Annotated in this window: 20 protein-coding genes; 18 read left to right on the plus strand and 2 right to left on the minus strand. The window is 46.2% G+C overall.

Features of this window, described 5'->3' with window-relative positions:
* The first annotated feature begins 16 nt into the window (after nt 1-16).
* The 18 genes from QEP07_RS12415 to QEP07_RS12500 all read left to right on the plus strand — a co-directional run bounded on the left by QEP07_RS12415 (nt 17) and on the right by QEP07_RS12500 (nt 18,763).
* Entirely contained in the window at nt 17-1,906 is a 1,890-nt protein-coding gene (locus QEP07_RS12415; RefSeq protein WP_256002063.1) for a cytochrome c oxidase subunit I, read from the plus strand.
* Nucleotides 1,907-1,985: 79 nt separating this feature from the next.
* Entirely contained in the window at nt 1,986-3,050 is a 1,065-nt protein-coding gene (locus QEP07_RS12420) for a COX15/CtaA family protein (RefSeq protein WP_285010447.1), read from the plus strand.
* A 10-nt stretch (nt 3,051-3,060) separates the two neighbouring features.
* Nucleotides 3,061-3,939, plus strand: a complete 879-nt coding sequence (gene cyoE, locus QEP07_RS12425) for a heme o synthase (protein ID WP_285010448.1) — start codon at nt 3,061-3,063, stop codon at nt 3,937-3,939.
* A 2-nt stretch (nt 3,940-3,941) separates the two neighbouring features.
* On the plus strand, nt 3,942-4,532 hold the full coding sequence (locus QEP07_RS12430; protein WP_285010450.1) for a cytochrome c oxidase subunit 3: 591 nt from the start codon (nt 3,942-3,944) through the stop codon (nt 4,530-4,532).
* Between the two features lie 30 nt (nt 4,533-4,562).
* Nucleotides 4,563-5,270, plus strand: coding sequence for a cytochrome c oxidase subunit 3 (locus QEP07_RS12435; RefSeq protein ID WP_256002059.1), 708 nt, complete (start codon nt 4,563-4,565; stop codon nt 5,268-5,270).
* Nucleotides 5,271-5,282: 12 nt separating this feature from the next.
* Nucleotides 5,283-5,636: a cytochrome C oxidase subunit IV family protein gene (locus QEP07_RS12440; protein ID WP_256002058.1), complete on the plus strand. Its 354-nt coding sequence runs from the start codon at nt 5,283-5,285 to the stop codon at nt 5,634-5,636.
* Between the two features lie 3 nt (nt 5,637-5,639).
* Complete coding sequence (locus tag QEP07_RS12445) at nt 5,640-6,350, plus strand: SCO family protein (RefSeq protein ID WP_285010451.1); 711 nt, start codon at nt 5,640-5,642, stop codon at nt 6,348-6,350.
* A 16-nt stretch (nt 6,351-6,366) separates the two neighbouring features.
* The gene (locus tag QEP07_RS12450) at nt 6,367-6,939 is read left to right on the plus strand and encodes a DUF420 domain-containing protein (RefSeq protein ID WP_285010452.1); all 573 of its coding nucleotides are present in this window, start codon (nt 6,367-6,369) and stop codon (nt 6,937-6,939) included.
* 131 nt (nt 6,940-7,070) lie between these two features.
* Nucleotides 7,071-7,685, plus strand: a complete 615-nt coding sequence (locus QEP07_RS12455) for an RNA polymerase sigma-70 factor (RefSeq protein ID WP_285010454.1) — start codon at nt 7,071-7,073, stop codon at nt 7,683-7,685.
* Between the two features lie 107 nt (nt 7,686-7,792).
* Entirely contained in the window at nt 7,793-8,758 is a 966-nt protein-coding gene (locus QEP07_RS12460) for a FecR family protein (protein ID WP_285010455.1), read from the plus strand.
* Between the two features lie 25 nt (nt 8,759-8,783).
* A complete protein-coding gene (locus tag QEP07_RS12465) occupies nt 8,784-12,395 on the plus strand; it encodes a SusC/RagA family TonB-linked outer membrane protein (RefSeq protein WP_285010456.1) in 3,612 nt (1,203 codons plus the stop codon).
* A gap of 12 nt (nt 12,396-12,407) precedes the next feature.
* Complete coding sequence (locus tag QEP07_RS12470) at nt 12,408-13,856, plus strand: RagB/SusD family nutrient uptake outer membrane protein (RefSeq protein WP_285010457.1); 1,449 nt, start codon at nt 12,408-12,410, stop codon at nt 13,854-13,856.
* Between the two features lie 17 nt (nt 13,857-13,873).
* A complete protein-coding gene (locus QEP07_RS12475; RefSeq protein WP_285010459.1) occupies nt 13,874-15,205 on the plus strand; it encodes a zinc-binding metallopeptidase in 1,332 nt (443 codons plus the stop codon).
* A 4-nt stretch (nt 15,206-15,209) separates the two neighbouring features.
* Nucleotides 15,210-16,520, plus strand: coding sequence for a DUF4302 domain-containing protein (locus QEP07_RS12480; RefSeq protein ID WP_285010460.1), 1,311 nt, complete (start codon nt 15,210-15,212; stop codon nt 16,518-16,520).
* A 70-nt stretch (nt 16,521-16,590) separates the two neighbouring features.
* On the plus strand, nt 16,591-16,845 hold the full coding sequence (locus QEP07_RS12485; RefSeq protein WP_285010462.1) for a hypothetical protein: 255 nt from the start codon (nt 16,591-16,593) through the stop codon (nt 16,843-16,845).
* Nucleotides 16,829-17,227, plus strand: a complete 399-nt coding sequence (locus QEP07_RS12490; protein WP_285010463.1) for a DUF983 domain-containing protein — start codon at nt 16,829-16,831, stop codon at nt 17,225-17,227. The genes QEP07_RS12485 and QEP07_RS12490 overlap by 17 nt, the downstream gene beginning before the upstream one ends.
* Nucleotides 17,224-17,886: a DUF2461 domain-containing protein gene (locus QEP07_RS12495; RefSeq protein WP_285010465.1), complete on the plus strand. Its 663-nt coding sequence runs from the start codon at nt 17,224-17,226 to the stop codon at nt 17,884-17,886. Before QEP07_RS12490 ends, QEP07_RS12495 begins: the two co-directional genes overlap by 4 nt.
* Nucleotides 17,887-17,920: 34 nt before the next feature.
* The gene (locus QEP07_RS12500; RefSeq protein ID WP_285010466.1) at nt 17,921-18,763 is read left to right on the plus strand and encodes an OmpA/MotB family protein; all 843 of its coding nucleotides are present in this window, start codon (nt 17,921-17,923) and stop codon (nt 18,761-18,763) included.
* A 2-nt stretch (nt 18,764-18,765) separates the two neighbouring features.
* On the opposite strand, the gene QEP07_RS12505 is transcribed toward QEP07_RS12500, so the two are convergent.
* Both QEP07_RS12505 and QEP07_RS12510 read right to left on the minus strand, forming a co-directional pair.
* Nucleotides 18,766-19,065 carry a DUF4286 family protein gene (locus QEP07_RS12505; RefSeq protein WP_285010468.1) on the minus strand — a complete coding sequence of 100 codons (300 nt, stop codon included), beginning with the start codon at nt 19,063-19,065 and terminating at the stop codon, nt 18,766-18,768.
* Between the two features lie 16 nt (nt 19,066-19,081).
* Nucleotides 19,082-20,890: a tetratricopeptide repeat protein gene (locus QEP07_RS12510; RefSeq protein WP_285010470.1), complete on the minus strand. Its 1,809-nt coding sequence runs from the start codon at nt 20,888-20,890 to the stop codon at nt 19,082-19,084.
* Nucleotides 20,891-20,973 lie beyond the last annotated feature (83 nt).

Consider the following 20,973-nt stretch of genomic DNA (forward strand, 5'->3'; position numbering starts at 1 on the left):
ACTGGATTAGCATATTATGTCAACTATATCATTACACGATACTCACCAACACGATAGCCATGACGATCATGGTCATCACAAAGAGACGTTTTTCACGAAATACGTCTTCAGTCAGGACCATAAAATGATCGCCAAGCAGTTCTTGATAACTGGTATTATCATGGCTGTGATTGCAATGATCTTATCGATCCTTTTCCGGTTACAATTGGCCTGGCCAGACAAAACTTTCCCGCTTTTGGAGAGCTTCCTTGGTAAATGGGCTGAGGGCGGCAGAATTAAGCCTGATTTCTATCTTGCGCTGGTTACTATACATGGTACCATCATGGTATTTTTTGTATTGACTGCAGGGCTGAGTGGTACGTTCAGTAACTTGTTGATCCCACTGCAGATTGGTGCACGCGATATGGCATCTCCTTTCCTGAACATGCTTTCGTACTGGTTCTTTTTTACCGCCTGCGTTATCATGATGAGTTCGTTCTTCATCCAGACTGGTCCGGCCAGTGCGGGGTGGACAATTTATCCGCCGCTGTCAGCTTTGCCAACAGCAATCAGCGGGTCCGGACTTGGTATGACGCTTTGGCTGATCAGTATGGTGCTGTTCGTTGCTTCATCGCTTATGGGTGGTATCAACTATGTGAGTACAGTATTGAACATGCGTACAAAAGGCATGGACCTTTGGAAAATGCCGCTGCCTATCTGGGCGTTTTTCCTTACCGCTATCCTGGGTATCCTTTCATTCCCTGTGTTGGTTGCGGGTGTCGTCCTTCTTATTTTTGACCGTAGTTTTGGGACAAGTTTCTACTTATCTGATATTGTTTTGGGTACACAGATTCTGCCAAATGAGGGTGGATCGCCGATTCTGTGGCAGCACTTGTTCTGGTTCCTGGGTCACCCAGAGGTATATATCGTTATCATGCCTGCCCTTGGTATCTCATCGGAAGTAATTTCGGTTAACTCAAGGAAGCCGATCTTCGGATACCATGCGATGATCTATTCACTGATCGGTATCACCGTATTGTCTTTCATTGTTTGGGGTCACCACATGTTTGTGACGGGTATGAATCCGTTGCTGGGTGGTGTGTTTATGATTACCACACTGATCATCGCTGTGCCTTCCGCTGTAAAGACCTTTAACTACCTGGCTACACTTTGGCGTGGTAATATCAAGTTTACGCCAGCTATGCTGTTCGCAATTGGCTTGGTGTCATTCTTCATCTCAGGTGGTTTGACGGGTATATTCCTGGGTAACGCATCGCTCGATATCAACCTTCACGATACTTACTTCGTTGTCGCTCACTTCCACCTGGTAATGGGTTCGGCGGCTATCTTCGGTATGCTTGCTGGTGTATATCACTGGTATCCCCGGATGTTCGGACGTATGATGAGTGCCAAATTAGGTTATCTGCATTTCTGGTTAACATTCATCGCAGCCTATCTGGTGTTCTTCCCATTACACTTCCTCGGTCTGGACGGCGTTCCGCGTCGCTACTATGCATTTACGGAATTTGAGTTTATGCAAAAATGGCTTACTGTAAACGTATTTGTAACCTGGGCGGCTATCATCGGAGCTTTAGCTCAGGTAGCATTCCTTTGGAACTTCTTCTATTCGATCTTCAGAGGAAAGCGTGCTCCTCAAAACCCTTGGGGCGCGAATACACTGGAATGGACCGCTCCTGTAGAACATATCCATGGAAACTGGCCAGGAGAAATTCCGACAGTATATCGCTGGCCGTATGACTATAGCAAGCCTGGTGCAGAAGAGGACTTTATTCCTCAGACAATTCCTTTCTCACAAACCATGAGTTCTAATATGCCGCACGATTTTGAAGGAAATCCTGAATTTGAGCGTATCCAAAGAGAGTGGGAGGAGCAGGAGAAAGCTTCAGCAGGATCAAAACTAGACTAATTTATAGTTTATAACGGGACGGGTATCTGCTGTAAGTATAAGCTTACCAGATACCCTTCTTTTTAAATTCACATATATAATGGTTCCTAAATCTGAGCGTAGATTTATCAGGCTTAACCTAATTACGATTGTAATTACCCTACTGGTTATTCTGGCAGGAGGGGTTGTGCGCAGCACGGGCTCAGGCATGGGCTGCCCGGATTGGCCAAAATGCTTCGACCAGTACGTGCCGCCTACCTCTGCCTCTCAGTTGCCGGCCGACTATAAGGAGAAATATGTGAACGGGCGTATTGCCAAGAATGAGCGTTTTGCCAAAACCCTGGAAAGGTTAGGTAAGGGGCATCTCGCTGACAGCATCAGGCATGACGAGTCGATTCGTGAACCAGAGGAATTTAATGTCGCAAAAACCTGGACGGAATATATAAACCGTCTGGTCGGAGCGCTTACAGGCATTATGCTTCTGGCGGTTGCCATCGCGTCTTTTACGTATCGTAAAACCGCGAAGCGCATCGTTGTGCTCAGCATACTGAACATTTTTGTAGTGGCTTATCAAGCTTGGCTCGGATCCATTGTCGTGTCTACCAACCTGATGCCCTGGATTGTTACTGTACACATGTTATTGGCCTTGGTAATCCTTGCCATACTCATCTACACCTATTATTACGCGAGGAAGATGAGGCAGCAGGCTGTTCTTGCTGCCGGTAAAACCGGTACATTAACAATGATACTGTTTCTGTCAATCGCATTAAGTGTTGTGCAGATCGTAGTGGGAACGGAAGTAAGGGAGGCTATCGACGCTATTGCAAAGTCACTTTTTTATGCTCAGCGCGAGACCTGGGTGGGCAAAGTAGGAACACATTTTCTATATCACAGGGACCTGGCAATCGCTGTGCTGGTCTTGAATATTATTATATATGCGATTATGAGGCGCCTGTACAAAGGTAGCAAAGAACAAATGTTCGTTGCCAATGCCGTCATGATCGTTTTGCTGATACAATTGCTCACCGGGGTGCTTCTTGCTAATTTTGCCTTACCGCCGTATGCACAGGCTATGCATATCCTTTTCAGCACCATGCTGTTCGGGCTGCAATATTATCTGTATTTATTAGTTTACAAGACAGGCAGCTTTAACCAAACGAATTAATATAAATATCTTGAAGCAGTTTTTGAAAGATTTTTCCAAGCTCATTAAGTTCAGACTTACCTTCCTGGTGGTGTTTTCTGCTTCGGTCACCTTCCTGATTGGCTCTAAGGTACCTGTAGACGGTGTTGTGCCTGGAATCAACTGGATGAACTGGCTTATCCTGATTGCGGGAGGTTTTCTGGTAACTTCGGCCGCCAATTGTTTCAACGAAGTTATTGAAGTTGACCTGGACAAGCTGATGAGCCGTACCAAGGACAGGCCTATGCCGGCCGGGCACATGACCACGGGTCAGGGACTCGTATCAGGCCTGGTGATGGGTATGTTAGGTACCTGGCTTCTGGGCAAACTAAACATAGAAACCGGGTTGCTCTCGGTATTCTCTATATTTTTATATGCCTTTGCATATACGCCGCTGAAAAGGAAATCGCCTATTGCGGTATTTGTCGGGGCTTTTCCAGGCGCCCTGCCTCCGTTGATCGGATATGTCGCCGCCCATGGCAGAATAGACGGCATTGCGGTTATCCTTTTTCTTATTCAGTTTGTATGGCAGTTCCCGCATTTCTGGTCGATCGCCTGGGTGCTGGATGACGACTATAAGAAGGCGGGATTCAGACTTCTGCCAACCACCAAAAGGGACAAGGCGAGCGCCTTTATCACATTTCTTAGTACACTGGTGCTGATACCGGTAAGTTTACTGCCTGTCTTCTACGGATTTGGCGGCTATTATATAGCCGGGGCATCGGTCATTTTCGGAGCCGTATTTGCCTGGCTGGCATTTAAAATGTGGATGAATATGGAGATGAGCAGTGCCAGAAAGGTGATGTTCTGTTCGTTCTTTTACCTGCCGGTTGTACAACTGGTATTATTGTTTGATTTTATAAATAAATAGATATGGTACATACATTAGACAAGCAAAATGAGGGGTTAGGGGAAGGGATGGATATGAAACCAAAGAAGTTTATTCTTTGGCTGTTTGTCGTGTCTTCGACAATTATGTTCGGTGGCTGGACAAGTTATTACATCGTATTCTCGGCGGCGAAAGGTAAAGGGCATGGCCTGGTGCTTCCGGAGCTGTTTACTTACAGCACAATCGTACTGGTTGTAAGCAGTGCCTGTTTGTTTCTGGCTTCCCGTGCCCTCAAGTCGGGAGCACTGGGTAAGCAGCGCGTATGGTTGTGGATCACCTTGATTCTGGGCCTTGTTTTTGCATATATGCAGTTTTCTGCCTGGCGCGTCCTGGTAGACACCGGGGCATTTCTGACGAACAATAATGCCGCTATCTCCATGATCTACATTGTGTCGGGCTTTCACCTGCTGCACATCGTTGCCGGCATCGCGCTGATGGTATCTGCACTCGCCGGATCGTATGGACAGATCAGCGCGGAGCGACGCAAATACCGCATGGATATAGCATCCATATTTTGGCATTTTATAGATATATTGTGGATATATCTGTATGTTTTTTTACTTTTGAACAGTTAGATTTTTTAACAAATTATTACTAAACATAAAATGAGTTCATTATCACAGTTGGATCAGGTAAAAACTACTCCATGGAGTGGAGGCCGCTCACCTTGGTCGGTAGAGTACGGCAAAATAATGATGTGGTTTTTCCTTGTTTCCGATGCCTTTACCTTCTCGTCATTATTGATCTATTATGGAGCTCAGCGCTTCAGTAAATTTACATGGCCTGATCCGGATCTGGTATTTCAGTCTATACCCGGTATAACCGACAGCGGCGCCCCCTTGGTGTTCGTAGGTATTATGACTTTTATCCTGATTATGAGTTCGGTAACAATGGTACTAGCTGTTGAAGCAGGACACAGGGGTGCTAAACGGGAAGTGATCTGGTGGATGGTAGCTACCATTATTGGTGGTTTCATGTTCCTTGGCTGTCAGGCTGCAGAATGGACCCACTTGTTCCACGAAGGGTTTGGCTGGGGCAAAATCCCGAACATGGAGACGCTGAGTCACTTGTTTAACGGTGAGGTGGACACGGTAGCTGCACAGCAATTCTCGAACCTTTTCTTTACGATCACGGGTTTTCACGGTTTCCACGTATTCAGCGGTGTCATCATCAATATCATTATTCTTTGCATGACGATCAATGGCACGTTTGAGAGACGCGGCCATTATCTAATGGTTGAAAAAGTAGGCTTATACTGGCACTTTGTGGACCTTGTATGGGTATTCGTATTTACATTCTTCTATCTTGTTTAATCTTCAAAAATTATGTCACAAATACATACAGACCACGCTAATGAATCGCATGCACACGAAGAGCATGCTGGACTGGACAAAAAGAGAATCTGGCAGGTATTCGGTATTCTGTTGCTGATCACTGTAATTGAATTTTTTATAGCACTTTGGGTTCTTCCAAAAGGTTATATGTCTCACGGTGTTGGAAACTTCATCTACATCGCCTTAACGATTCTGAAAGCCTATTATATCGTTGCTTACTTCATGCACCTGAAATATGAGAAAGTCGGACTGCAGCTGTCGCTGACACTGTCTTTCATTTTCATCATATATTTTATCGTCCTGATGCTTATTGAGGGCGATTATCTGCGCGTGCATATGGGCTAGGCGATGAATAATAAAACTTCATTAAAAAAAGTATTAATCCTGGTAACCATATTGGCGGTGCCAGGATTTTTATATTATATCCTTCAGGATCAGGGAAAGAACAGGTACAGGCCTTTACCGCGTTTTCACCCGGTAAAGATTGGCGGAAGCTTCCATTCAGAGCGGGGCAAGCTGATACCGGACACCATATTTCACAAGGTTGGTGATTTTAAATTTTTAAATCAGAAGGGCGATACCTTAAGCTGGGCGAATTATGGGGGCGATATTACAGTGTTCAACCTGTTTTACACCTGGGGTCATACCGACGGACTGAAAGCAGTGAACGGCGTAGTGCAGATGCTGAATAAAGCGTACGAGAGAAATCCGCGTATAAGATTTGTGAGCCTTTCCATTGATCCTGCAGCAGACCGTCCGGATCGTTTGCGCATTTACGCAGACAGCCTGAACGCTATGCCTGGAAAATGGAATCTGGTGACCGGTGATAGTGCCCAGGTTTTCAAGTTTATCAACGAGCAGTTGTTTGTTGATGCAGCAACGGCTTATGGCCGCGGCGGCAAACAGTTTTCCTACGGGAACATGCTTGTACTGGTTGACCCCAACCGGCAGATCAGGGGCTACTACGAGGCCTATAATCATGAAGCAGTGGCAAGGCTGAATGACGAGATTAAAGTTTTACTTGCCGAAGTTTTAAGAAATACAAAAGATGGAAGGTAGCCTTCAAACTCCCCCGATGAATTCAAGCGATAAGCTTTTTTCTAAACTCATATGGATCGTAACTGCAGTTGTGCTGCTGGTTGTTATAGCGCTTAAGCTTGTACCGCCACCGGAAGCGAAGCCTTCCTTTATCTATATCCTTCCGCACCTTATTGGTGCCATTAATGCCACATGCTCGGTTTTACTTATGGTATCCTTCATATTCATCAAGCGCAAGAACATTCAGGCACATAAGGTGACTAATGTGATTACCTTCATTTTGTCAGCTATCTTTCTGATTTTCTATATCCTGTTTCACTTGTACGAAAAGGACACACGTTTTGGTGACGTGGATCATGACGGGCTGCTTTCTGCAACTGAACTCGCGGCGGTGGGCGCGACAAGGTATTTCTACTTCTTCATATTGTTGACGCATATATTACTGGCGATTATTGTGCTGCCGTTGATTTTGATCAGCTTCCTAAGAGGATTCAGTATGCAGATAGAGCGGCATAAAAAAATTGTAAGATGGGCTTTTCCGGTATGGCTTTATGTGGCAGTGACGGGAGTCATCGTATATCTGATGATCTCGCCATACTATAACTTTTAGGGCTTGCTGTTCTCGCTTAAACGGCAATCTCTGGCATTTTAATTGTCGCCAATAATATAGCGGCCGCACGCCCTGCTTTATAATGGGCGGCCTATTCTGTGACCGGGAAATTCTGCTTAGCATAGTAGCATATGACTCCAAAAAAGGAAACTATATTAACTGGGAAAGATTTGCTTTTGCTAATAGAACAGGGTAATAAAACCCTTTTCACGGATTTCTATTCATCGAATTTTAAACGGATGATCCTGGTGGCGGATAAGTATGTAAAGGACACAGCCGTTGCGGAAGAAATCGTGCAGGATGTATTTCTTAAACTATGGGAAGACAAAGGGATGATTGAAACTATTAAGTCCGTCCGTTCCTATCTCTATAGAAGCGTTGTAAACGCAAGTATTAACTACGTCAACCGGCAAAAAAACATGGAACGGCACCATCTTCAGATAGCCGAGCAACTCACCGAAGCACAAATTGAAGAGGATGATCTTAAAAATGAGATGATCGTGCTACTTTATGAGGAAATAGAACTGCTGCCTGAAAAATGCCGGGAGGTGTTCAAATTAAGCAGGCTTGAGGGGTTAAAGTACCGAGATATTGCAGCTAAACTTGATATATCTGAAAAAACGGTAGAAAGTCACATGGGTAATGCGTTAAAAATTCTTCGTGCGCGTGTTTTGAAGCGATCGGAGGAGCGGGGGCGAGGAGAACATCCGGTATTTTTGCTTTTATTGGCATTGTATCTATATTAAAAGACGCACAACCGTCAAAAAGCGCCGTCTTCAAAAAAAAACAAAAAATTTCCGGGCGAACTAAGGGTTTTTTAGAAGTCGTTTGTCATCTATGAAAACTAAACCACTTGCCAAACAAATCAGAACTCGAAATCGCTGTCCTACGGCATCTCAATGATCCTGAAGATACAGCCCTTAAGAACGAAGTTGACCGACTCCGGGCAATTTCCATTGAAAACGACCACTTTTATCAAGATTATAAAAGTCTGTGGCAGGCATCTGAACATGCCCGCCGACTTGAAGGCCTAAGTAAAGATGCTGTTGTCAATTTCCAGCATAAGCTAGGGGAGCCTGGAAATCATGTGGGCATCAGGCATTTCGCATGGATCAGAGTCGCCGCAGCAGTTATTATCCTTACTACGTTCGGTTTGTGGGTTTATAACAGGAATACTGCGGCAGTTTACCTCACTAAAGAAACTAGTGCACAAATAGACTCCATAAGGCTTAGCGACGGAAGCTTGGTAGCCCTGGCACCTCATACGGCCTTAAGTTACCCTCAGGAATTCGAAGACAACCACAGGCAGGTGGAATTGTTGCGCGGTAAAGCGTTCTTTAAGGTCGCTAAAGACACTCGGAGGCCATTTGAAATAGCCATACGCAGCGCCCAGATAAAGGTACTTGGCACATCGTTCAATATCAACTACGACACATCAAAGATTGAGCTGGCCGTTAAAACCGGTCGGGTAATGTTCAGGCCTAACAGTAAAAGCAGCTCATCTATTCTTGGCGCTGGCGAGGGGATCAAATATGACTATGCAGCAAATACCATACAGGCTCAGAACGGATCGAATGCCAATGCATGGATAACCCGTGAACTCCATTTCGTGGATATGCCTATGGACGAGGTATGCAAACAGCTTAGTGATTACTATGGAAAGAACATCGTGTTACACGACAGCATAAGGAACATCAAGAAATTCAATGCGAGATTTAAAGACGTTAGCCTTAACGACGCGCTTAACCTGCTCCGGGAAACCTACCCTATACAGATCGAACAACACGGCGAAACCATTATTATCAAAAACCTTAACTAACCTACAAACCACTTAATTATTCTTTATGGAGAAACATTACAAAAAGCACATGCGGAAGTTTAAGTATCGCTTGAAGGCCATACTTTGCCTTGCGATTTTTTCTGTCTCACTGCTAAGGGCCGAAGGTGTGCAGCCTGTCGGACTTAAAGAGGAGAGACTAGACAACTACCTCAAAAAGATTGAGCTTGCCTACCAGGTAAGCTTCGTTTTCGACGCTACCCAAATCAACAAAGCGATGACAATTAACGCGCCTCAGCGATTGATATCTATTACCTCCGATCTGATACCACTTAAAGAGAAAGGGATTAACTACAACATTGTTGGGAAACAGGTAATCCTTAAAAAAGCTGAGATCAGGCCTGTAGTTGCCAAGGATATCGTCGTGAAGGGGAAGGTCATTTCCGGGGCCGACAACACGCCGCTTCCAGGAGTAAGTGTTGTCGAAAAAGGTGCCGCTTCCAATGGTATAGCAACCAATAGCGAGGGCCTTTATCAAATACGTGTAAGAGAGGGCGCAACGCTGATTTTTGCTTATATTGGTTTCAAAGCGCAGGAAGTACCGGTCAATGGCCGAACCACGATCAACGTAACGCTGGAAGAAGACGAAGGTCAGCTGAAAGAAGTTAACATCGTTTCTACCGGTTTCCAGAACATTCAGAAGAAGCTGTTTACCGGAGCTGCCGCAAGTATCAGCGGAGCAGATGTTAAGCAGGACGGTGTAGTCGACATCAGCCGTATGCTTGAAGGTAAAGTAGCCGGTGTGTCGGTACAGAACGTATCTGGCACCTTTGGTACGGCGCCTAAGATCCGGGTACGTGGTGCTACCTCTATCTCTGGTGAGAACAAACCCTTATGGGTAGTGGACGGGGTAGTCCTAGAAGATATCGTGAATATCTCGAACGACCAGCTTTCGAGCGGCGACGCCACAACACTGCTGGGTTCGTCTGTGGCAGGTATCAATGCCGATGACATAGAAAGCTTTAACATTCTGAAAGACGCATCAGCTACCGCATTATACGGAGCAAGAGCTATGAACGGTGTGGTGGTTATCACCACGAAAAAAGGACGGGCCGGAAAAACTACGGTAAACTATAGCGGTAACTTTTCGTCGTTCCTTAAGCCAGATTATAGTACTTATAATATCATGAACTCGGCCGACCAAATGTCGGTTTATGCGGAGATTGCCCGTAAAGGCGGACTTACCGCCAATATCGTGAACGGTATGACAGGAGGTGTCTACGCAAAGATGTACCAGAAAATCAACGAGTACAACGAGTCTACAGGACAGTTTGGCGTCCCAAACACTACAGAAGGCCGGGCAGCGTTTTTAAAGCGGTATGCAAGAGCGAATACCGACTGGTTTGATGTGTTGTTCCAGAACTCATTCGTTCAGGAGCACTCTGTAAGCATCTCGTCTGGTTCCGAAAAGTCGCAGCACTATTTCTCCGTAGGCTATTACAACGATAACGGCTGGACCATCGCAGATCAGGCCAAGCGGTATACCATGAACCTTCGCGGTAACTATAACCTGCTTCCAAACCTTACCTTAGGTATCCTTGGAACCGGTGCATTGCGTCAGCAAACAGCTCCTGGTACACTAGGACGTACAAGCAACGTTGTGGAAGGAAAGTACACCCGCGACTTTGACATCAACCCTTTCAGTTATGCCCTTAACACAAGCAGAACCATCACGCCTTACGATGAGCATGGAAACCTGGAGTATTTCACCAGAAACTATGCTCCTTTCAATATTATAGAGGAGCTTGACAATAACCAGATCGACCTGGATATGCTCGATGCTAAATTGCAGGGCGAACTGAGTTACAAGTTTCTTAAAGATTTCGAGTTTAAATCGGTAGGTGCCCTGCGTTATGTCAAAACCACAAGGGAACACAAGATAACCGAGTTCTCTAACATGGCCAATGCCTACCGCTATGCGCCTAACTCGACCATAGCGAATGCTAACATCTATCTGTATGATGACCCGGACTATCCGGAGATCATCGACAAGGAAAGCGTACTGCCGCAGGGTGGTTTTTACAACCGTAACGACGACTTCCTGTACAGCTATGACATCAGGAACCAGGTCGACTGGAGACACGAATACGGCAATCATGCAGTAAGTGCCTTTATCGGTCAGCAAACCAAATATGCCGATCGCCAGAACAGCTTTAATAACGGCTATGGCTATCAATACGATAAAGGCGGCGTGCCGTTTACCGACTACCGTATTATCAAGATGCTCCTGGAGGGCAATTATAACTATTACGGCATGGATCAGTTTTTTGATCGCTATGCTGCATTCTTCGCAAACGCCAGTTACGCATACAAGTCTAAATACGTGTTCAACGGAACATACCGTTACGACGGAAGTAACAAAATGGGTCAGTCGAGAACCGCCCGATGGCTGCCAACCTGGACATTGAGTGCTGCCTGGAACATTGACGAGGAAGACTTCATGAGGCAGTTCGATAAGATCAGCTATCTCAAGCTGAGGGGAAGTTATGGTCTTACCGCCAGTGTGGGAAGCGCAACGAATTCAGCGATTGTGCTTAACAACAGTACAACGCTTCGACCCCGCCTTTCTGAAGTGGAGCCAAGAATTGTGCTGTCTAGCCTTGAAAACTCAGAGCTAACCTGGGAGAAGCAGTACGAAGGGAACATTGGTCTGGACCTTGGTTTACTGGCCAACAGGTTAACCTTCTCTGCCGATGTTTACAGACGTAACGGTTTTGACCTGATCGGAGACATTCGGACATCAGGAATTGGTGGCGAAGCGGAGAAAAGTGCAAACTATGCCGACATGGTATCGAACGGTGTTGAATTTACATTAGGCGGCTCGCCGGTAAAAACGACTAACGTCACCTGGTCATCTAACCTTACTTTTGGTTACAACAAAAACAAGATCACCAACCTTAAAAACCTGCCGAGGATTTATGACCAGATCATTCCGGAAGGTGGACCGGCTCAGAATGGCGCTGTAAGGGGACTGTATTCAATCGATTTCAAGAGATTGAATGGTCTGGGTGTGCCTACCTTTGTAGACGAGAATGGGGAAGTCACAAACAGCGTTTATGTTCAGAGCAACATCATTGACTACCTGAAGTATGAAGGGCCGGTAGACCCAACCATTACTGGAGGCTGGACCAATAACCTGCGTTACAAGGATCTTACTTTCTCCTTCCATGTTTCTTATCAGGCGGGTAATAAGATCAGGCTGAACAATGTGTATTCGGCAAGCTATTCAGATTTCGAGGCGCTGCCAAGGGAGTTTTTAGACAGGTTTACGCTTCCATTGGATGAGAACTATACCAATGCCCCATCTATCGCAGATTACCTGCTCAGGAGTACACTGAGCGGAAGCTATCCGTATACCGCATACAACTACTCCACAGAGCGTGTTGCTGATGGGTCTTTCGTTCGGTTAAAGCAGGTTTCGATGATGTACGGATTACCAAAAGCGCTATCAAATTCAATCGGGGTTAACTCACTTTCGCTTAAACTTCAGGCCAACAACCTGTGGCTCATCTATGCCGACAAGAAATTAAAAGGTCAGGATCCGGAATTCTTTAGTTCCGGAGGCGTGGCATTACCGATACCAAGACAGTTCACCTTGTCACTAAAAGTTGGGATTTAATTAGAAAATACTATGAAAAAATATATCATTTATCTTTTTGTGCTGCTTATATCAGTAAGCACAGGCTGTAAAAAGTATCTGGAACAGGCGCCCGATCAGCGCTCCACACTAAACAGTCCGAGTAAAATATCAGAGCTTCTGGTTACCGCCTATCCGCGGGGTAACTATGCGCTTGTAGCCGAAGCTATGTCAGACAACCCTATCTTCAACAGCGCCTCCGGGCTCGACCGTGCGATCAACAGAAATGGTTATTTCTGGGAGCGTATTGAAGACGATCAGCAGGATTCGCCAGATTACTATTGGAACAGTTGCTACACTGCCATAGCCGCTGCCAACCAGGCGCTTGATGCCATTGAGAAGTCAGACAATCCGTCGAGTTATACGGCCCAACGTGGCGAAGCGCTTGTGGCAAGAGCTTATGCGCATTTCATGCTGGTTACGTTCTATTCAAAACCGTATGATAAAGTTTCTTCAGAAACTGATCCCGGTGTTCCGTATGTAACCGAGCCTGAAAATGTCGTATTCAAAAATTATGAGCGTAAAACTGTAGCATATGTTTACGCACAGATTGAAAAGGACCTCCTTGAGGGTATGCCGCTGATTAACGACAACTACAGCGTTCTGGCATATCACTTTACCCGTAAGGCGGCTTATGCTTTTGCAACCCGGTATTACTTGTTTAAGAAAGAAGCAGACAAAGTAATTGAGTATGCCAACCTTGCTTTCCCGGCAAATAATTTTGCTGCGAACTTTCGCCCATGGAATTCCTATGCAGGCTTCAGCGGCTCCACGGAGATCGCTCAGGCTTTTAACAGCGCAGCTAATCCGGGCAACCTGTTGCTGGGCGAAACCACTTCATGGGCACAGCGCTACTATGCCCGAGGCATTTTCTCACTTAGCCAGAACCGTTTAAGGTCAATTATAGCCCCTATAGGCACCACACTCAGCAGTTTCCGTATTTACTCGTTCTCATCAACATTCTACTTTGTGCCTAAGTTTTACGAGCATTTTGTGCGCAACAGTATTAACGCTACCACTGGTCGCGGCTACGTGATGATGCCACTACTAACCACGGAGGAAGTTTTGCTGAGTCGTGCAGAAGCCTATATTATGCAGGATAAGTACGCCGACGCGCTTACCGACATCAATACTTTATTTAGCGCCCGTATTACGAACTATTCGCCAAGCACCCACAATCTGACTGATGCGAAGATTAAGGCGTTCTATGACGGAGTCACTAACGATACAAAGCAGGCCTATATCAATGCTGTGCTAGATGTAAGGAGAGCCGAATTCCTACACGAAGGTATCCGCTGGATGGATATCCTGAGACATAAGCTGGTCGTTAAGCGCGACGATGCTAACGGTTTCACCGCTACCCTTACTGAAGAAGACAACAGAAAACAGTGGTTACTCCCTGCAGAGGTGGTGCTCTCGGGAATTGAACAAAACCCACGCTAACATCAAAAAATATAATCATGAAAAATCTATATATATTATTGTCAGTTTCACTACTCAGCGTAATGGTGAGCTGTAAAAAGGAGAAGGAGAATCTGGACAGGGAGATTGTGGGTCTTGGAGGTGAGACGATTATAGAGTCGGCCCTCGACAAATGGTTGCTCGACAACTTCACTACGCCTTACAACATCTCTGTTAAATACCGCTGGGACGGTACAGAATACGATGTGTCGAAGACGTTGACTCCGCCGAAACTCGAAAAAGTTCAGCCACTTATGGAGGTGGTTCGTTCCTCCTGGATCGATCCTTATACTGCACAGGCCGGACAGGATTTCATCAAGAAATATGCGCCTAAAAACTATGTACTGGTTGGCAGCTACCAATATAATGCGGGCGGTACAGTAACCCTTGGAGAAGCAGAGGGCGGTATAAAGGTGACTTTGTTCAACGTCAACAACTTCGTGAAAACCGATAGAGCGGTGTCAAAAAGAGTATTGAAAACCATTCACCACGAGTTTACCCACATTCTAAATCAAACCATTACTTATCAAAAGGAATTCCCGCGTGTAACACCTGCAGGTTATACAGGCGACTGGAACAACAGCCCCAGCTTTGCGCCGGCAGGATTTATTTCTCAATACGCGCAGGCATCACCAGGTGAAGATTTTGCGGAGATGGTGTCTATCATGTTAACCGAGGGCAGGTCTGGTTACGAAGCTATTTTAAAGGCAAATACTACGGCATCGGCTGTTACTTCAATCAGGGCTAAGGAAGATATGGTGGTTGCTTATTTCAAGCAAACCTGGGGTATTGATTTCTATACATTGCAAACGCGTGTGCAAAAGGAACTTGGGCAGTACGCGCCTGCAAACCTCACAACCTATTTAGGTTTTGGCAAAACGTTTACCACCCTTAACATTAATCCGGCGGTTGCCAATGAGATGTCGGCCGACTTCCAAACTGCGTACAACAATTCAAAAGCAGCGTTGCTTGGCATTAACTCTACAGCAAAATACGAACTGGACAATATAACTCTTGCTTTTACCAGCGCTACAGAAATGCAATTGAAGCTTAATTTCCATGCCACGGCCGGAACTGCGGCTGGTACCAATTATGTGGCCTTGTTTACGCATTCTTATACCACTACAGGTAATCAGGTAAGATTCACGTATGTGTCGCGCGATGCAAATGCTAACGTCATCGCTGCTTCTGTAGCGCCGCTGACCGGTTATTTTACCGCAAGCCCATTCCTGATCAACTACTTCTACCCAACAGATATGAAAGCAGAATTTGGTGGCTTAGTTAGAACAACAGATGCAAATTCATTCACCTACGGAGCTTTAACAAACTAACATTATGAAAAGAATTTATTTGTTTTTGATATTGGCGATAGGTGTTATTGCCGGTTGTAAAAAAGATACAGATCCGATCTTTGCCGATCCGGACACGCGTCTGGCAGCTGCACTCGCCGAAGACCAGGCGAAGCTGCTTTCTGCAGAACATGGTTGGAAGGCTACAATTTATCCCTGGGGGGGAAAGGGGTTCTCCTATTATTTTAAGTTCACCGCGGATGGGAAGGTGAGCATGCTTTCAGATTTTAACAGTACGTCTGCATCTACTGTGCAGGAAAGTACTTACCGTCTGAAAGCCTTGCAACGGCCCACGCTGATCTTCGACACTTACAATTACCTCCACCTGGCGGCAGATCCTGACGGTAGCATAAGCGGGGGAACGAATGCCACAGGTCTGGCCTCAGATTTTGAATTTGCGTTTACCGAGACAGTTGGCGATACTTTGAAATTTGAGGGCACATACAACGGCAATCTGATGAGTATGGTAAAATTGAGCGCCGCAGAGGCGCAAAGCCTGGTGAACGGAGGGTTAAAATCCATGATGGATGCGAACGCCGCATATAACACCGCAAACAGAAATCCTTATATAACTTTTTCTGACGGGGTCAAGGGTGCGCTGACCATTGACGCGGCCACCAAAACCTTGAAAATGACATATTTGAATGCTGACAACAGCATTGAGACACAGTTGGCTAGATTCGCTTTCAACGTGAACAAGCTGAGCCTGAGTAATTACATCAAGTATGGCGATTTTTCGTTCAATGAGCTGCTGTGGGATGCGGAAAGCAAATCCTACAATGTGATGTCGGGAACGACAAAAGTCAATGTAGTCAATTCACCAACGCCACTTACTCCGTTAACCTTAATGTTTGGTTACCCCAATTCTTTTGCGTACAGAAAAATTACGATACCAGCCGCCGGGTTGCCAGCAGGAGTAACATCGGGCTTCACTGCGGTGTACAACTCCATGGTGAGTTTGTTTGTTGCTTCCGGAAGAACGATTAGTTCAACTACGTTTACGTTAACAAGTAACAACACCTTAACGGTAGATGTTAATTATGCTTCCTCAACACCGTTTGTAGCCAGCGCAACTTACACCTATACCAGGGTAGGCGATACATTTACATTGAGCGCACCGGTATACAGTGCAAACTGGACTACCAGGGCGGTTCAGATAGCACCATTGAACAATTATATGCTTTCGGGGCCATTCAAAATTGACTGGGTTAGTTCGTCGAACCCAGCAGTTACCAACCCCTTGGGTGGCTTCTATAGAACAGCAGATCCGTCATCATTTATATACGGATTTTTGTAATCTGATTGGAGATCAGTGAAAAGGAGACCTAACCTGGTCTCCTTTCTTATTTCTTTCGTATATTTACCACATGAAAAAGATAGTCTATATCTTCTTTTGTGTATTGTTGCTGTCGGCAGCTTCTGCAAAACAAGCTTCAGCGCAGTGCGCCATGTGCAGCGTTAATGCGGAGCAAAGCGTAAAAAACGGCAATACCCAGGGTAAAGGTCTCAATTCAGGTATCTTGTATCTTTTAGCTATTCCCTATCTGCTTATATCGGGTATGGGCATATTATGGTATGTGAAATACCGTAAAAAAACGACAGGATATGCCGGAAACATCTAAGTTTTACGCTATTGTAAACGCCAAATGCCCCCAGTGCAGACGAGGCGATATCTTTACAGGCAGTTTATACGGCTTCAACATACAACGCACGAGGGAAACCTGCGAGCACTGCGGTCAGCGGTTTGAGATCGAGCCCGGATATTTCTATGCGGCCATGTATGTCAGTTACGCCATGAACGTTGCCGAAATGGTTACCCTGGCTGTAGCAACCTATGTTTTTTCGGGGGGTGATCTCAGTTATGAATCTTTGTGGCTTTATCTTACCGTTATCTTGGTAGGCTGTCTGTTGCTGGCGCCTTTCAATTACCGTTATTCGAGGGTGCTGCTGTTGCATTTGCTCTCACCGAAAATATCGTATAAACCCCAGTATGATAAGCCATGATCAGGCCTGAAAGTTTACAGTTTATTGCAGACGTTGCAGAAAATAACGACCGGGAGTGGTTTGCTGAAAACAAACACCGGTATGAGGATGCCAAGGCCAATGTCCTCGCCTTCGTTGAGCAGCTTATTCCCGAACTTGCAGCGGTTGATCCGGAGTTTCCCCTGGATACGCCTGCTAAAAAGTGCCTTTTGCGTATCTATCGGGATGTACGTTTCAGTAAAAACAAAGACCCGTATAAAACCAATTACGGGATCTCTTTTACTGCCAAAGGCAAAGGTACTCCCCAACCCGGATACTATCTGCACATTCAGCCCGGCGAATGCTTTTTTGCAGCAGGCTTCTGGATGCCCGAAAGTCATGTATTGAAAAAGATACGTGAAGAAATTGACTACAACACCACCGAGTTTCTGGAGATCATTGATGCGCCTGAATTTCGCAAACGCTTTAGTTTGAGCGACGAAGACAAGCTGAAAACGGCTCCGAAAGGCTATGAGGCCAGTCACCCCCAGATTGAATTGCTTAAACTGAAGAGCTTTATAGCCATTTATCCGTTAAAAGAGAAAGACTTTCTGCAGCCAGCAATCGTGGATAAGTTGAAAACTGCGTTTGAAGCTGTATATCCTTTTATGCTATTTTTGAGGAATGCCGTAGTACAATAGTGCGGGCACACACTCAAATGAAACCAACAACCAGATGAAAAAGATCAGTTTTCTATTATTTGCCGTGATGATGGCAAGTGCATTCAGTTCCTGCGTTATCTTATCGCCCAAAAAGTACAAATCACTGCTTGCTAAACAAGATTCTTTAAGTGCAGGGTGGACGGAAGCCCAGGCTAAAAACGAAAGTCTTGAAAACCTCATATATCGTTTACGGCGTGACACTACGGGTTTAAACAGTGCCCTGGCCGAGCTCAGAAACCGTTATACCGAGATGGACAGCAACTACGCCAAGCTGCGCCAGAACAGTTCGAACGAGATCAATAAATTGTCGGGCGACCTGAAACGACGTGAGCAGCGACTCAAGGAGGTAGAGGAGATCCTGCGCAAGCGCGATGAGGCAACCAACCAACTTAAAGAAAAACTACAGCAGGCTCTGCTCGGATTTGCCAAGAGCGGACTTACTGTCGAGATCAGGAACGGAAAGGTATACGTTTCGCTTACCGATAAACTATTGTTCCCCTCAGGAAGCATCATTATCGATGAAAAAGGCCGTCAGGCATTGAGTCAGCTGGCCGAGGTGCTCAAGCAGCAGCCCGAGATCAACATCGCGGTAGAAGGCCATACAGATTCTCAAAAGATCACCAACCTGGGGCAGATCAAAGACAACTGGGACTTAAGTGTACTGCGGTCAACCTCCGTGGTCAGGTATCTTACCGAAGTGAGCAAAGTAGAAAGCGTACGCATGACCGCTACAGGTAAGGGCGAATACCAGCCTCTTGCCGAAAATACGAGCGCGGAAGGACGCAGCCGAAACCGCAGGATCGAGATAGTGCTGTCGCCTAAACTCGACGAACTCTATGAATTGATTAAGCAATAAGCTTAAACGTATTCCATAAGCGTTCTGAAGGCTACGAATTTGTTTTCATACCGGTCTGTAAGTTCTGCTTGCAGACCGGGTGCAAAACGTTGCTGGTAGTCGTTATACTCCTCCATATTCTCCGCAACATACTGTGCGCAATAGGTTACCCCCTCATTCGGCGAATCGAGCACTCTCAGGAGCCTGCTAGATACAAACTTGCCGGTGGCCAGCACTTTAGGGATATGATCTTCCTGCATCCACCGGAGCCAGTCGGCCGCAATATCTTCTTCAATAATAATGGTAACGTTGTATAAAAGCATGTGGTAAAGATAGCGACTAAGTCTCAATATTGTCGCCCCGAAGTTTACGGAAGCGCTTCCTGGCTTCGTCCGCAAGCAGGCTGCCCGGATGCTCGTTGATAAGTCGCTCGTACAGCAGCCTGGCCTGTTCCGGCTGCTGCAGGTCTTTCTCGTAGAGACCGGCCAGGGTAAACAGCGCATCGTCCGCCCAGATGCTTTGATTGCCCAGGCCAATGAGCGCCTTAAGCACTTTCTCTGCCTCACGCAGTTCGCCGGTGCTGATGTAAATGGCCGACTTGGCCATCAGTATGTCGTCGGCCAGGCTGTTTTGCGGGAAGGCTTTGCCGATACTGTCCAGCTTCGCAAGCGCCTGCTGACGCAGGTTTCTAAACTCGAGCATCTTCGCATCCGCGTACATCTTCAGCGCGCTGCTGTCTGCCGGGTTCTGCAGGTTGTCTGAAATAAGCAGGCTCAGATTAAGGGCATCATTTGCCATCAACTGGGAAGTCGAAGCCTTCAACACATCGGCCTGCGAGCGTGCATAGTCGAAATTTCCCTGGTAAAAAGATAACCGCGCGGAACGGAAACGGGCCTCGCTGCTTACGGGCTGCCCTTCAAACTGCTTCGATACCTGTTCATACACCAGGAAAGCCTCCCATGGCTGGTTGGTCAGCACATAAATGTCTCCCAGATCAAGCTTGATTTCAGCAAGCAGCAAAGGCCTGAGCTGCGGCACAGCAAGTGCTTCCTCTAAAGTCCTTTCCGCTGCTTTGAGATCCTTAACATAATGCGCCTGCAGGTTGGCCAGTTTCTTCATGGCAAATACTGTCTGCGCCGTCTTGCCGAATTCGTTGATCAGCGTATCATATTGAGCCGCCAGCGTCAGAATATCCTTCCGTTCAAACTTACCCGAAACAGCCAGCTCGTATTTGGTTTCAATGAGCCCGATCCTGGCCTGGATGAAGTAAGGGTTTTCGCGGCCCTTTGCCGTCAGATATTCAAAAGCTTTTATAGCAGTGTGGTAAGCCTTGTTGCCCAAAAAAGTCGAAGCCGCATGAAACAGCGGCGTTCCGTCGCCCTTCAGCCGTTTATCGAGTGCGATCAGCTGCTTTAATACCATCTCATACTCCTGCAACTGCATATATTGCCAAATAAGCAATTGCGTAAGCGCTTCAGCGTCCGGGTTTTTTTGTAATTTCTTGAGGAGCGCCGATTGAAGCGTAAGAAAATCACTGCGTTCACTGAGGACGGTCGACAATACACTCTCTGCCTGAGGCAAAAGTTCAGGTTCTTCCTCGAGTACGTTGAGGTATTCGCCAATCAGCATGTACTTGTCTTTACGAAAGCGGTAAACACTCACTAGTTCGTAATGAAAGGCCATGGGGTTATTGAGTATTTTTCGTCCCTGCAGCAAGGTGGATACGCTCTGGTCGTACGCCTGAAAACTATTGAAGATATTAGAAAGCTCGCGTATCCGAAGCTCGTTTGCCGGCAGGTCGTTGATCACAGAAGCAAAGGTCCGGTTTGCTGCCTCCGCCGAACCTTTCTCTAGCTGCAGCCTGCCCAGCGCAATGCGGTAGTGCGGGTTTTTTGCATCCTGTTTCAGCAGTTTTTTAGTCAGCCTCTCTACCTCCTCCAGTCTTTTCAGTTTAAACAGGGCGTTAACGTAAAAATCATAGATCTGATCGTTTCCCGAGCGTGCAAAGGCCTGTTCAAAAAGCCGTGCGGCTTCGTCAAATTCGCCCCGATGATAGTGCTCATAAGCCTGCATCTCGCCGGTGTTCTGCTGCGCAAAGCAGCATAGCGAGGACATCCATATGCACAGCGTAACAATGAGATTTTTCATATTCGAAGGGAATTCTTAAAATTACAAATTACAAAAGCAAAGTAACAATATTAGTGTAGAGTAGCTATACCAAACTGATGATG

The sequence above is a fragment of the Pedobacter faecalis genome, assembly GCF_030182585.1.
GTDB classification, from domain to species: domain Bacteria; phylum Bacteroidota; class Bacteroidia; order Sphingobacteriales; family Sphingobacteriaceae; genus Pedobacter; species Pedobacter faecalis.

What these genes read in the sequence shown, in the direction of transcription:
- QEP07_RS12445 (WP_285010451.1), top strand. Translation starts at nt 5,640, where the DNA reads ATGAATAATAAAACTTCATTAAAAAAAGTATTAATCCTGGTAACCATA.
- QEP07_RS12435 (WP_256002059.1), top strand. Translation starts at nt 4,563, where the DNA reads ATGAGTTCATTATCACAGTTGGATCAGGTAAAAACTACTCCATGGAGT.
- QEP07_RS12475 (WP_285010459.1), top strand. Translation starts at nt 13,874, where the DNA reads ATGAAAAATCTATATATATTATTGTCAGTTTCACTACTCAGCGTAATG.
- QEP07_RS12490 (WP_285010463.1), top strand. Translation starts at nt 16,829, where the DNA reads ATGCCGGAAACATCTAAGTTTTACGCTATTGTAAACGCCAAATGCCCC.
- QEP07_RS12455 (WP_285010454.1), top strand. Translation starts at nt 7,071, where the DNA reads ATGACTCCAAAAAAGGAAACTATATTAACTGGGAAAGATTTGCTTTTG.
- QEP07_RS12485 (WP_285010462.1), top strand. Translation starts at nt 16,591, where the DNA reads ATGAAAAAGATAGTCTATATCTTCTTTTGTGTATTGTTGCTGTCGGCA.
- QEP07_RS12420 (WP_285010447.1), top strand. Translation starts at nt 1,986, where the DNA reads ATGGTTCCTAAATCTGAGCGTAGATTTATCAGGCTTAACCTAATTACG.
- QEP07_RS12450 (WP_285010452.1), top strand. Translation starts at nt 6,367, where the DNA reads ATGAATTCAAGCGATAAGCTTTTTTCTAAACTCATATGGATCGTAACT.
- QEP07_RS12480 (WP_285010460.1), top strand. Translation starts at nt 15,210, where the DNA reads ATGAAAAGAATTTATTTGTTTTTGATATTGGCGATAGGTGTTATTGCC.
- QEP07_RS12510 (WP_285010470.1), bottom strand. Translation starts at nt 20,890, where the DNA reads ATGAAAAATCTCATTGTTACGCTGTGCATATGGATGTCCTCGCTATGC.
- QEP07_RS12500 (WP_285010466.1), top strand. Translation starts at nt 17,921, where the DNA reads ATGAAAAAGATCAGTTTTCTATTATTTGCCGTGATGATGGCAAGTGCA.
- QEP07_RS12440 (WP_256002058.1), top strand. Translation starts at nt 5,283, where the DNA reads ATGTCACAAATACATACAGACCACGCTAATGAATCGCATGCACACGAA.
- QEP07_RS12415 (WP_256002063.1), top strand. Translation starts at nt 17, where the DNA reads ATGTCAACTATATCATTACACGATACTCACCAACACGATAGCCATGAC.
- QEP07_RS12430 (WP_285010450.1), top strand. Translation starts at nt 3,942, where the DNA reads ATGGTACATACATTAGACAAGCAAAATGAGGGGTTAGGGGAAGGGATG.
- QEP07_RS12495 (WP_285010465.1), top strand. Translation starts at nt 17,224, where the DNA reads ATGATCAGGCCTGAAAGTTTACAGTTTATTGCAGACGTTGCAGAAAAT.
- QEP07_RS12465 (WP_285010456.1), top strand. Translation starts at nt 8,784, where the DNA reads ATGGAGAAACATTACAAAAAGCACATGCGGAAGTTTAAGTATCGCTTG.
- QEP07_RS12470 (WP_285010457.1), top strand. Translation starts at nt 12,408, where the DNA reads ATGAAAAAATATATCATTTATCTTTTTGTGCTGCTTATATCAGTAAGC.
- QEP07_RS12505 (WP_285010468.1), bottom strand. Translation starts at nt 19,065, where the DNA reads ATGCTTTTATACAACGTTACCATTATTATTGAAGAAGATATTGCGGCC.